We start from the raw sequence: 12844 nt of genomic DNA on the forward strand, positions 1-12844 counted from the left end.
ATAATTAAATTCCTAAGATAAGGGATAAAACCAATGAAAAAAGCCGCTCTCCTTTCCATTACTTTGCTCGGCTTAACCGCTTGTAGCCAAGGAGTCACAACCATGACTGATCGTTCTCAATCACCTTGTGGTGACAAACCAAACTGTGTCTCCACCCAAGACACGCGTGAAGAATACAACCTAACACCATTCACCCTAACCGAATCCACCAACATCGATGCAATTGAGCAAGTGGCGCTTGAACTGCCAGGCGCGAAGACTGCCGTCAAAGAAGGCAATTACCTACGTATCGAATGCACATCTAAAATAATGCGCTTTGTGGACGATTTAGAGCTTAAGATCGAAGGCGACCAGCTTATTGTTCGTTCTGAATCTCGCGTTGGCTATTCAGACTTTGGCGTGAACCGTAAGCGTGCTGAACAATTACGTTCACTGTTGGCGAATGCTGAGTTAATCAAATAACGACCACATATTGGTGCAGAGTGGTATACTCTCGCCAACTTAAATTTTTATCGAAAGAGAGTGTTATGAAAGTTGGTATCATCGGTGCGATGGAACAAGAAGTCACCATCCTGAAAGAAGCAATGACAAACTGCCAAACAGTAAGCAAAGCAGGTTGTACGTTTTTCTCTGGTCAGATTAACGACGTTGATGTGGTACTGCTTCAATCTGGCATCGGTAAAGTAGCGGCTGCAGTAGGCACAACTATTCTGCTAGACGAGTACCAACCAGATGTGGTTATCAACACTGGCTCTGCAGGTGGCTTCGATTCAAGCCTAAACCTAGGAGACGTTGTTATCTCAACAGAAGTTCGTCACCACGATGCAGACGTAACTGCGTTTGGCTACGAAATGGGTCAAATGGCAGGTCAACCAGCAGCATTCAAAGCGGATGAGAAGTTAATGGACCTTGCTGAAAAAGCACTGGCTCAAATGGAAAACACGCACGCTGTTCGCGGACTGATCTGTACTGGTGATGCGTTTGTTTGTACGGCAGAACGCCAAGAGTTTATCCGTAAACACTTCCCTTCAGTTATCGCTGTAGAAATGGAAGCATCTGCTATCGCCCAAACTTGTCACCAATTCAACACACCGTTTGTTGTTGTGCGTGCTATCTCTGACGTAGCAGACAAAGAATCACCAATGAGCTTCGAAGAGTTCCTACCGCTAGCAGCGAAAAGCTCTTCAGAAATGGTATGCAAAATGTTGGAACTGACTAAGTAAGTCCCCAGAATTTCATGGAAGAAATATTTCAACAGCTCTATGCCAATGGTGCGCTCCTCGTCATGTGGGGCGCATTACTATTCCACTTATTAATCCCTATTCCTCACGCTGCTCATCCTGTGACTTTATGGCATAAATTCGCAGAACAACTGGCGAACAAAGTTAATAACAACCACGCCTACTCACAAAGCATTCTCTCTGGCGGGCTCGCACTGCTTCTTATGCTTGTACCTTGCTTGATATTACTGCTCGCGATGAAGCCCTTAGTTTGGCAAGCGCCCTTATTTGAGCTGGCATTACTGCTTATTGCTCTCGACTGGCGAAACAACGAGTCACTTGCTAAACAACTCGTCACCGCAATGTCGAATGAGAACAAAGTACAGTGCCGAGCGTTACTCAAGCCTTACCTTAATCGAGATACCGAGAGCTTATCACTGCTTGGTATTGGTAAAGCAGGCGCAGAGACCATCATCATGGGTTACGGACGTAACGTTGTGTGCGTGTTGTTCTGGTATGGATTGACTGGTGGAATTGGCGCATTAATGTATCGCCTAACAGCAGAACTTGCTCGTGCTTGGTCTCCAAGTCGCCGTCAGTATTCACCTTTTGGTAAGCCTGCTATTCAGCTAACGGCTGCATTGGAGATTGTTCCTTTGCGCTTGTTTGCCGTGTTCATTAGCATGGGTAAAAACCTATCGAGTGTTTCGACTGGCATGCTTCAACAAGCGAAGTCTTGGCCACTTCCGGGGCCAGCTTGGTTGTTGTGCTCGATTGGTAACAAGCTTCAATTGTCACTTGGCGGCCCAGCGCTGTACCAAGGTCAACGAGCTGAACGAGCGAAAATTGGTGGTCGTATAGCGCCATCTGCTATTCATTTAGCACAAATCCAAACCCTCATTGTATGGCGTATTTTTGCTTGGATCGTTATCCAAAGCCTGATTCTCGGACTCATTTATCAAGGACTATGATGAACAAACTTTGCTTTGCTCTTCCTCTTATCTTCTCTGCCGCTTCTTTTGCCAATGAACCTGCTCAGCGCGTCATCAGCCTGGCTCCACACTCAACAGAAATCGCCTATGCTGCAGGTCTTGGTGACAAGCTGATTGCGGTCAGCGAGATGAGTGACTACCCCGAGCAAGCTAAAGGTTTAGAGAAAGTATCAAACTATCAAGGCATCAAGTTAGAGCGCATCATTGCCCTTCAACCCGATTTAGTTATCGCTTGGCCAGCAGGTAATCCAGCCAAAGAACTTGAAAAGCTCAAGCAGTTTGGCATTCCTATCTACTACTCAACTACTGGAACGTTAGAAGACATCGCTACGAACATTGAGCAACTTAGCCAGTACAGTGAGAAGCCAGAAGTTGGGCAAAAAGCCGCCGCAGAATTTCGCGCGCAGTTGGAAGCACTAAAAGAAAAGTACGATACCGAAGATAAAGTCAGCTACTTTTATCAGTTAAGTGAAAAGCCGATCATCACGGTCGCAGGTAAGAACTGGCCAAGTGAAGTCTTCACCTTTTGCGGTGGTGAAAACATCTTTGCTAAGGGCAGCGCTCCTTACCCACAAGTCAGCATCGAGCAAGTGATTACTCGCCAACCCGAAGTCCTGTTTACCTCTCGCCATGCCATGAGTGATGATGGCATGTGGGCAGAGTGGAAAAACGACATCCCTGCGTTAAAAAACAACCATGTTTGGTCACTCAATTCCGATTGGATCAACCGCCCGACCCCAAGAACCTTAAACGCGATCACAGAGGTGTGTGAACACTTTGAAACCGTTCGGCAAAAACGCTAACGTTTTCGTTGGAAATCCCGTACAATTTCCGTCCCATTTCTGTTCCCCCACAATTTGTTTAAAAGGTACCAAGTAACATGGACTCCATGCTGCTTTATATGATCGATTTATTCGGTACTGCTGTCTTTGCGGTTTCTGGCGTTTTACTCGCAGGCCGATTAAAGATGGATCCTTTCGGTGTGATCGTACTCGGTAGTGTGACAGCTATTGGAGGCGGCACTATTCGTGATATGGCGCTTGGCGCAACCCCGGTCTTCTGGATCACTGACACCACTTATCTTTGGGTAATTTTCATCACTTGTTTACTCACGATGATTCTCATTCGTCGTCCTAAGCGCTTACCTTGGTGGGTCTTACCTGTCTGTGACGCAATTGGTTTGGCGGTATTCGTCGGTATCGGTGTTGAGAAAGCTCTCGCCTACAATGCTTCTGGCATGGTTGCGGTGATCATGGGCGTTATCACTGGCTGCGGTGGCGGCATTATCCGTGATGTGCTGGCTCGCGAGGTACCCATGGTACTGCGAAGTGAAGTCTATGCGACCGCATGTATCATCGGTGGTATTTTCCATACAACCGCATTGAGTATGGGACACGACCATTCAGTCGCCCTACTCGCAGGTGTCATCTCAACTTTGATTATTCGCCTTGGTGCGATTCGCTGGCACTTGTCACTGCCAACCTTTGCTATCAATCGCTAATCGATACCAATCAATTTACGCAAAAGAGCTGACTGAAACGTCGGCTCTTTTTGTTTGTAAAATCACCTATCGCTTCTCATCTCAAGCTTGGCTATATTAGGCCTATTATTCCCAACATTCATGGATAGACATGTTACTGGAAGGCATCGAAACACTATTAGTTTTAAGCAAAGCGAAAACCATGAGCCGCACTGGGAGTTTGCTGTATATCAGCCAATCTGCAGTGAGTAAACGAATCGCGAACCTAGAGAAAAAACTGGGAAAGAAGCTAGTAGAACCGTCAGGGAGAACCATTAAACTCACACCTGATGGCATGGCTTTGATCGAGAATATTGGCCCATCTTTTAACGAGTTACGTGGCCTTATTTATGAACAGCAAGAGCTAGAAGATACATCATTAATCACCCTCGATAGCTCAAAGTCTCTTATTGCGGGTTATCTTGGAAAAACCATTGGTGATTACCTCAAGCAAGATCAGTACTTAACCATAACCACCAACCACAGCCCTAGAATCGTTGAGCGGGTTCAATCCGGTAAAGCGACCATTGGGCTTTGCGCTGGTTTGCTTCCACCACATCACGGCTTGATGGCTTTCCACTTATGTGATGAACCTTTCTTCCTCGTTAGTGATCAACCACTAAATGAATTACCGAAAAAAGTCATCACAAATGATTTAACTAACCCGTCCAATAGCTACCAACTGCCTGCATTAGAGAAAATCGGTATCAAACCATTGATGGAAATGGATGCCTACACTGCAGCTGCACAACTTGCACTTGGAGGGGCAGCGCCAGCATTAATACCGTTATCGATCGTTAGAGCGTTAAAGATCCCTGACCATAACTGCTTCATGTTCGAACAACTGGCATCTTTAATTCGACCGATTCATATCTGCGTTAGGCAAAACGTGTACCAGTCACCAAGAGTTAAAACAGTGATAGAAACCATTGGTGATGTTGTTGCCAAAGAAGTTTTGTCGCCATCAACATAGACATGGTAATCACTAAAGGTCGAATCCATTTTTGGCCTTTAGTAACAACAACTTTGGCACCAAGTTGAGCACCAATAAAGCCACCTACCGCCATGGTCAGACCGATTTCCCACACAGGCAAGCCAGCAAGAATAAAGAACAGCAGAGCCGCGATATTTGAAGTGAAGTTGAGAATCTTAGTACGAGCAGTCGCATCAACCAAAGAGAAGTGACCAAGTGCGACAAAGCAAAGCGCAAAGATAGAGCCAGTACCTGGGCCAAAAAAGCCATCGTAAAAGCCCACGCCGCCACCAACGCACAAAGCGAACATCGCTTCAGAAAGCTTCGGCTCCCCTTCCGCTGTTTTAGAGGTCGAGGAGAGCAAAAAGTAGAGAGAAATCGCAATCAGCAATACAGGGATAAGGCTAGTGAGTATACCTGCATCGATAAACTGCACAGCCTCTGCCCCAATAGCAGAGCCAATAAAGGTACATAGAATCGCTAGGCGCATCTCTTTAAGGCTAACAATACCATTACGCACAAAGTACCAACTAGCAGAGAAGCTTCCGAATGAGCTTTGGAGTTTGTTCGTCGCCAATGCCTGAGTTGGGCTAAGCCCCGCTGCCAGTAGAGCTGGCAATGTTAATAGACCACCACCACCAGCCATGGCATCAATAAATCCTGCTGCTGATGCGACAAAAAACAATGCAATTAACATCTCGAAAGTGATTTCCACTCGTGCGTCCTTGTAAATATTTGTAACCAGATGAGGCAACGATAGCATTGCCTTACAAACGCACAAAAGGAAACTCAAGACACCAACCTATTCCAGGTTTTCATCAATCTAAAAATCTAACAAATGATACGTTAAATGTATCAATTACATTTCCGATAGAATTCACTCTCAAGAGCATTTCAATTTTTTGATGGAAAAAGAAAACACTGGCTTAATCTTATCAATTCAACCTTATCGAAAGTGAAAACAATGGATGTTTTAAGGGCTCGCCCTTCAATAAAAGAGCAACAGCTACGCTCTCGCATCGAACAAACCGTAAATCTAAAACAGCTTTTCAAAGTCATAGACTCTAGGCCCGAAACCTCGGGAGCTGGGGTCGTTTATATCGACAACATGTTTACCATTGTTCGGTTGAGAGACTTCACTGCCACATGCCGCATCAATCCTATTTTCATCATCTTGCGGGAACCGATGAAAAACCAAACATCATTCGAGTTTGCAAAAACAATAAAGCAAGAAGAGTCTAAATCTAAGTTTAACCAAGAGCTTTTATCTGCAAGCATCAGCTGTGTTGGTGCCGCGATTGGATGGATTGGTGTTATTGGTTCTGGATTAACAGTACCAATAAGTGGTCCAGCAGGTGTAACAATGTCCTACATTTCATATGCGGCAACTGCAGCAGCTACAGCCCAGTGCTCCATAGGCGTAGCAAGAACCTTTATGGCGTCAAAATCACCGGAAAAATTATCTAATTTAGACAACAATGAATGGTATCAAAACACCACAAAGGCCTTAGATTACATCTCTTTGGCCGGAGCTGGTGCAAGTGGTTACCAAACAACAAGAATGGTTTTATCTCTAAAGCAAACTACAGGGAAAGGCATTCAAGAAGTATTAAAAGGTTTAAATAGACAAGAGAGAGCAAGATTAACGAAAGAGATTGTCCGCAGAAATCTTCCTTCCTTCTCGAACAAAGCACGAAAACAACTTGTCTTAGCAGGATTAATACCCAAGAGATATTCACAAGCCACTGTATCCGCATCCATTTCCCACCAACTCCTCGACGCGATTGGAGGTTCTATTAGCATAATAGGAAGCAGTTATTCTGGAGAGGTAAAGAACCTTGCCATTGGTATTTATGAGGAGTTGAAAGTTGAATACTAAATCGATCGACCTAGTGAACATATTAATAAGCATATGTTTATATTTAGCATTAACTATTGGTTTAGCAATAAGCCTAAGCATCTGGAATGAATGGTTTTCTCTCTCTCAACGAATTGATCTCGATACTTACTTCACTCTCTTCGGCGCCATAACTGCGACAGTAATATGCGTACCAAACATCCTAACAATCAGCAAAGGCCTGAGTATTGCTGCAAAGGTAAACTTGCTCACCATTGCATTTATTCTTGTTACTTGCAGCGCTAATTTTGTTATTACAAATGGCAGTACTATTTCTTCATCTTTAGGGACGTTACTTTCAGTTATCAGTTTGATGCTATACAAAAGTCCTCTCTACCAAGCTTTCTTAGCGCACTTCAATTATCTCCATTTTAAGAAACCCTAAAGACAAAAAAACCCGCTCAAATGAGCGGGCAATGAGGTTGTCATATAAGCCCTAATAAACGGGCTTACTGATTTTTATCTATTACGCTTCTAGGCTAGCTTTCACTTTTGCGTGTAGCTCTTGAACCGAAGTTACTGTGCTCTTCGCATCTGCCGTGTGTGCCATACAAGTTGCGAATGCCGCATTTAGCGTAGTCGTGTAGTTCACTTTCTCAGCCAGTGCACCACGACGAAGAACTTTAGAGTCTTCAATCGCTTGACGGCCAGCTGCAGTGTTCACGATGTAGGTGTACTCGTTGTTCTTGATACGGTCCAGAATGTGAGGACGACCTTCGTGTACCTTGTTAACTAGACGTGGGTTGATGCCCGCTTCGCCTAGGATAACCGCAGTACCGTGTGTTGCATCTAGTTGGTAACCAAGCTTAGACAGCTTAGATGCTAGGTCTACAACGCGCTCTTTGTCGCCTTCGCGAACAGAAAGAAGTGCACGACCGCCTTCTGGGTAGATGTTGCCACAACCCAATTCAGCTTTAGAGTAAGCTTCTGCAAACGTTGCACCAACACCCATAACTTCACCAGTAGAGCGCATTTCTGGGCCTAACAGTGGGTCAACACCAGGGAACTTATTGAATGGAAGTACAACTTCTTTCACTGAGTAGTAAGGTGGGATGATTTCTTTCGTAAAGCCTTGAGACTCTAGCGATTGACCCGCCATTACACGTGCTGCGATCTTAGCGATTGGCGCGCCAGTCGCTTTCGATACGAACGGTACCGTACGTGCTGCACGAGGGTTAACCTCGATTAGGTACACTTGGTTGTTCTTAACAGCAAACTGCGTGTTCATCAGACCACGAACACCCAATTCAAACGCTAGCTTTTCAACTTGCTCACGCATTACGTCTTGGATTTCTTGGCTTAGCGTGTATGCAGGAAGAGAACATGCTGAGTCACCTGAGTGAACACCCGCTTGTTCGATGTGCTCCATGATACCGCCGATAACTACGCGCTCACCGTCACAGATAGCATCGATATCCACTTCAACTGCGTCATCTAGGAAGCTATCAAGAAGAACTGGAGATTCGTTCGATACGCTTACTGCTTCGTTGAAGTAGCGACGTAGGTCTTGCTCATCGTATACGATTTCCATCGCACGACCACCAAGTACGTAAGAAGGACGTACAACCAATGGGAAGCCGATTTCGCGAGATTTCTCTACCGCTTGTTCCATTGTTGTTACTGTCGCGTTCTCTGGCTGTAGAAGGCCTAAGCGGTCAACAGCAACTTGGAAACGCTCACGGTCTTCTGCACGGTCGATTGCGTCAGGGCTAGTACCGATGATTGGCACGCCAGCCGCTTCAAGTGCGCGAGCCAATTTCAGTGGTGTTTGACCACCGTACTGAACGATAACGCCTTTTGGCTTCTCAACACGAGCGATTGCTAGTACGTCTTCCAGTGTTACTGGTTCGAAGTACAGACGGTCAGATGTGTCGTAATCCGTTGAAACAGTCTCAGGGTTACAGTTAACCATGATAGTCTCAAAGCCATCTTCACGTAGAGCTAGTGATGCGTGTACACAACAGTAGTCAAATTCGATACCTTGGCCGATACGGTTTGGACCGCCGCCAAGAATCATGATCTTGTCTTTGTCTGTTGGGTTTGCTTCACACTCGTCATCGTAAGATGAGTACATGTAAGCCGTATCTGAAGAGAACTCAGCCGCACACGTATCAACGCGCTTGTAAACAGGGTGGATATCGTATTGGTCACGTAGACGACGGATTTCACTTTCCGCTACACCTAGAATCTTAGATAGGCGCGCATCAGCAAAACCTTTACGCTTCAGCTTGTTTAGCTCGTCTTTGTTCAGACCCGCGAAGCCTTTTGCTTTTAGCTCTTGCTCAAGTTTAACGATGTCTTCGATTTGAACTAGGAACCAACGGTCGATTTGCGTTAGGTTGAATACGCCATCTACTGACATACCCGCACGGAATGCATCTGCGATGTACCAAATACGCTCTGCGCCAGCTTCTTTCAGCTCATGACGGATTTTCGTCAGTGCGTCTGGTGCATCTAGGTCAACCATTTCGTCAAAGCCAGTCGCGCCAACTTCTAGGCCGCGAAGCGCTTTTTGTAGAGATTCTTGCTGGTTACGGCCGATAGCCATAACTTCACCAACAGACTTCATTTGCGTCGTTAGACGGTCGTTAGCACCTGCAAATTTCTCGAAGTTAAAACGAGGAATCTTAGTTACTACGTAGTCGATTGTTGGTTCGAATGATGCTGGCGTTGCGCCGCCAGTGATGTCATTCATTAGCTCGTCTAGCGTGAAGCCAACTGCCAGTTTCGCTGCAATCTTAGCGATTGGGAAACCTGTTGCTTTAGAAGCTAGAGCAGAAGAGCGAGATACACGTGGGTTCATCTCGATGATAACCATACGGCCATCTTTCGGGTTGATACCAAACTGTACATTAGAACCACCAGTTTCAACACCAATCTCACGCAGTACTGCTAGAGATGCGTTACGCATTAGCTGGTATTCTTTGTCTGTTAGTGTTTGCGCTGGTGCAACCGTGATTGAGTCACCCGTGTGGATACCCATTGGGTCGAAGTTTTCAATCGCACATACGATGATACAGTTGTCCGCTTTGTCACGAACCACTTCCATCTCGTACTCTTTCCAACCGATAAGTGACTCATCGATTAGAAGCTCGTTAGTTGGAGAAAGGTCCAGACCACGACGACAGATTTCTTCAAATTCTTCTTTGTTGTAAGCGATACCACCGCCTGTACCACCCATAGTGAATGATGGACGGATGATACATGGGAAGCCAACCATATCTAGAACGCCGTAAGCTTCTTCCATGGTTTTAGCCGTATCCGCACGTGGACACTCAAGGCCGATAGACTTCATCGCTTTATCGAAACGAGAACGGTCTTCTGCTTTATCAATAGCGTCAGCCGTTGCACCAATCATCTCAACGCCGAATTCTTCAAGAACGCCATGCTTCTCTAGGTCTAGAGCACAGTTCAATGCTGTTTGACCGCCCATTGTAGGTAGAACTGCATCTGGCTTTTCTTTCGCGATGATGTTGCGAACCACTTCCCACTGGATTGGCTCGATATAAGTTGCATCCGCCATGTCTGGATCAGTCATGATGGTTGCAGGGTTAGAGTTCACAAGGATAACTCGGTAACCCTCTTCACGCAGTGCTTTACACGCTTGTGCGCCAGAGTAGTCAAACTCACATGCCTGACCGATAACAATCGGACCAGCACCAAGAATAAGAATACTTTGAATGTCAGTACGTTTTGGCATTATCTACTACTCCGAATTAAGCGCTGTGTTTTTTGATTAGTTCGATAAAGTGGTCAAATAGCGGTGCCGCGTCGTGTGGACCTGGGCTCGCTTCTGGGTGACCTTGGAAGCTAAATGCTGGCTTGTCTGTACGGTGAATACCTTGTAGAGAACCATCAAATAGCGATACGTGAGTAGCACGTAGATTTTCTGGCAACGTTGCTTCATCTGCTGCAAAACCGTGGTTTTGAGAAGTGATCATCACAACATTACGTTCCAAATCTTTTACTGGGTGGTTTGCGCCGTGGTGACCAAACTTCATTTTCACTGTTTGTGCACCCGATGCTAACGCAAGGATTTGGTGGCCTAGACAGATACCAAAGATTGGCAGACCTTTCTCTAGGAAAGTTTTTGTTGCTTCAATCGCGTAAGTACATGGTTCTGGGTCACCAGGGCCGTTTGATAGGAAGACACCATCTGGGTTTAGAGCCAGAACTTCTTCTGCTGACGTTTCAGCAGGAACAACCGTTAGGCGGCAGCCTCGGTCAACCAACATGCGCAAGATGTTGCGTTTTGCGCCGAAGTCGTAGGCAACAACGTGATATGGCAATTCGCTGTCGTCTTTCGCTTCAGGAAGTCCACCTTCAAGCGTCCACGAACCTTGTTTCCATTGATACGCTTCTTTTGTTGTAACCTCTTTCGCAAGATCCATACCTTTCAAGCCAGGGAATTCTTTTGCTTTTGCTAATGCCAAAGCTTCATCTAGGTTGTTACCTGCAACGATACAACCGTTTTGCGCACCTTTCTCACGTAGGATACGAGTTAGCTTACGAGTATCGATGTCTGCAATGCCGACGATATTTTGCGACTTGAGGTAATCAGAAAGGGATTGTTCATTACGGAAGTTAGAAGCGATAAGAGGAAGATCGCGAATCACAAGGCCTTGTGCGTGGATTGAAGAAGATTCTTCGTCTTCGGAATTGGTTCCGGTATTGCCAATGTGAGGATAAGTGAGAGTAACGATTTGTTGAGAATAGGAAGGATCAGTGAGAATTTCTTGGTACCCCGTCATCGAGGTATTAAAAACAACTTCACCAACGGAAATACCATCTGCTCCAATGGAAACACCGCGGAACACTGTCCCATCTTCTAGGACTAACAGTGCTAATTTACCCAAGACAACCTCCAGAATAAAAATGCATAAAAAATAAATTAAGCTGCAAATTTGCCTTCCTTTACCTTGAAAACTTACATAAACAGGTATTTTTGACAAATTGGCGGTATTCTAATGACGGACTTCAAAACTGTCAACACACATTGAAAAATAAATTATCACTTTCTAGCGAGTAAGGGCATTTAAACAGAAAAAGCCCTAAAATTGTAAGTTTTATCGTTATTCATTCCCGACAGTTGGCCTTTTTTGTAAATTTTACAAATTTGAACTTATTGCAGATCACAAAATTTTGTGAGTTTTTTGCGCAAACGTTCATCACACAAAAACAACCCATACTTTTGAGTAATTCAAGCGCTTTTCACAACAAGACACCCAAAAACACACAATAACTCAAGATGAAATCACAGATGATACGACTCAATTTATTTACATACTTTCCTCTAAATACAAAAAAGCCGGCTTACGCCGGCGAATAATTATGTATTTAAAGCTCGTTCAAGCCGAGCACATCGGTCATGGTATAGAAGCCTGATGGCTTCGAATGCAGCCAAACGGCGGCTTTTACCGCGCCATTAGCAAAGGTCATACGATCTGTTGCCTTATGAGTAATCTCAACACGCTCGCCGATATCAGCAAACATAGCAGTATGCTCGCCGACAATGTCACCGGCACGGATAGTGGCAAAGCCAATTTCATCTTTAGTACGTTCACCGGTAATGCCTTCGCGTGCGTACACAGCAACATCACTCAGTTTGTTACCCATCGCTCCAGCTATCGCTTCCCCCATGCCAATCGCGGTGCCAGATGGCGCATCCACTTTATGGCGGTGATGCGCTTCTACGATTTCAACATCACAGTAGTCACCCATAACTTTCGCTGCTTTCTCAAGAAGCTTGAAGACAAGATTCACGCCAACAGAGTAGTTTGGAGCCATGACAACTGGCACCTGCTTAGCTGCCTCGTCAATCAGTTCCCGTTCTTCTTCGCTAAAGCCCGTCGTTCCAATAACAATGCACTTACCATGTTGCTTACATAGCTCTAGATTCGCCAGTGTGCTCACTGGAGCAGTAAAATCGATAACAACATCAAAGTTGTCGACTTCTTTTGCTAAATCATCCGTCAAAAAGACATCAAACTTACCTTCACCACACAGTTCACCCACATCAACGCCAACAAGTGAAGACTCTGGACGCTCTGAACCAGCCGTTACAGCGGCTTCTGAATTGAAGTGTGAAGCTTTTACTAAGTTGCGACCCATACGGCCAGCCGCTCCTGCGATTGCAATACGAACCATTGCGCTTTCTCTCCTTCTCTGGATAACGAGGTTTGCACTCGTTCTCTTTCGTTTCGCGGTATCTTTTTAAACTAACAATATCCCGTGTTAACCACA

Annotated in this window: 11 protein-coding genes; 7 read left to right on the forward strand and 4 right to left on the reverse strand. The window is 45.4% G+C overall.

All coding sequences use genetic code 11. The features are described from left to right. Window positions 1-33: 33 nt before the first annotated feature. From VJL_RS11905 to VJL_RS11930, 6 genes are all read left to right on the forward strand, one after another. On the forward strand, window positions 34-462 hold the full coding sequence (locus VJL_RS11905) for a DUF1499 domain-containing protein (RefSeq protein ID WP_038878196.1): 429 nt from the start codon (window positions 34-36) through the stop codon (window positions 460-462). 65 nt (window positions 463-527) lie between these two features. Beyond that, the gene (mtnN, locus tag VJL_RS11910) at window positions 528-1223 is read left to right on the forward strand and encodes a 5'-methylthioadenosine/S-adenosylhomocysteine nucleosidase (protein WP_005436177.1); all 696 of its coding nucleotides are present in this window, start codon (window positions 528-530) and stop codon (window positions 1221-1223) included. Between the two features lie 14 nt (window positions 1224-1237). Beyond that, window positions 1238-2191 (forward strand): cobalamin biosynthesis family protein, encoded by a 954-nt coding sequence (locus tag VJL_RS11915; protein ID WP_038878199.1) that lies wholly within the window; start codon window positions 1238-1240, stop codon window positions 2189-2191. Further along, window positions 2191-3015, forward strand: a complete 825-nt coding sequence (gene btuF / locus VJL_RS11920; RefSeq protein WP_038878202.1) for a vitamin B12 ABC transporter substrate-binding protein BtuF — start codon at window positions 2191-2193, stop codon at window positions 3013-3015. The genes VJL_RS11915 and btuF overlap by 1 nt, the downstream gene beginning before the upstream one ends. A 77-nt stretch (window positions 3016-3092) precedes the next feature. After that, window positions 3093-3713: a TRIC cation channel family protein gene (locus tag VJL_RS11925; protein WP_005425397.1), complete on the forward strand. Its 621-nt coding sequence runs from the start codon at window positions 3093-3095 to the stop codon at window positions 3711-3713. Between the two features lie 130 nt (window positions 3714-3843). Then, window positions 3844-4704 (forward strand): LysR family transcriptional regulator, encoded by an 861-nt coding sequence (locus tag VJL_RS11930; protein ID WP_038878205.1) that lies wholly within the window; start codon window positions 3844-3846, stop codon window positions 4702-4704. Here VJL_RS11930 and VJL_RS11935 read toward each other — a convergent pair. After that, window positions 4640-5419 (reverse strand): TSUP family transporter, encoded by a 780-nt coding sequence (locus VJL_RS11935; RefSeq protein ID WP_038878208.1) that lies wholly within the window; start codon window positions 5417-5419, stop codon window positions 4640-4642. The two genes, VJL_RS11930 and VJL_RS11935, sit on opposite strands and share 65 nt — an antisense overlap. 249 nt (window positions 5420-5668) lie before the next feature. Between VJL_RS11935 and ssp4 the strand changes: the two genes are divergently transcribed. Continuing rightward, a complete protein-coding gene (ssp4, locus tag VJL_RS11940; RefSeq protein WP_038878211.1) occupies window positions 5669-6583 on the forward strand; it encodes an Ssp4 family T6SS effector in 915 nt (304 codons plus the stop codon). A gap of 484 nt (window positions 6584-7067) precedes the next feature. Here ssp4 and carB read toward each other — a convergent pair whose 3' ends face one another. From carB to dapB, 3 genes are all read right to left on the reverse strand, one after another. Beyond that, window positions 7068-10301: a carbamoyl-phosphate synthase large subunit gene (gene carB, locus VJL_RS11950; protein WP_038878219.1), complete on the reverse strand. Its 3234-nt coding sequence runs from the start codon at window positions 10299-10301 to the stop codon at window positions 7068-7070. A gap of 16 nt (window positions 10302-10317) precedes the next feature. Then, window positions 10318-11457, reverse strand: coding sequence for a glutamine-hydrolyzing carbamoyl-phosphate synthase small subunit (gene carA / locus VJL_RS11955; RefSeq protein ID WP_038866284.1), 1140 nt, complete (start codon window positions 11455-11457; stop codon window positions 10318-10320). 481 nt (window positions 11458-11938) lie between these two features. Beyond that, entirely contained in the window at window positions 11939-12748 is an 810-nt protein-coding gene (dapB, locus tag VJL_RS11960; RefSeq protein ID WP_038866282.1) for a 4-hydroxy-tetrahydrodipicolinate reductase, read from the reverse strand. Window positions 12749-12844 lie beyond the last annotated feature (96 nt).

The organism is Vibrio jasicida CAIM 1864 = LMG 25398 (assembly GCF_000400365.1).
GTDB lineage: Bacteria > Pseudomonadota > Gammaproteobacteria > Enterobacterales > Vibrionaceae > Vibrio > Vibrio jasicida.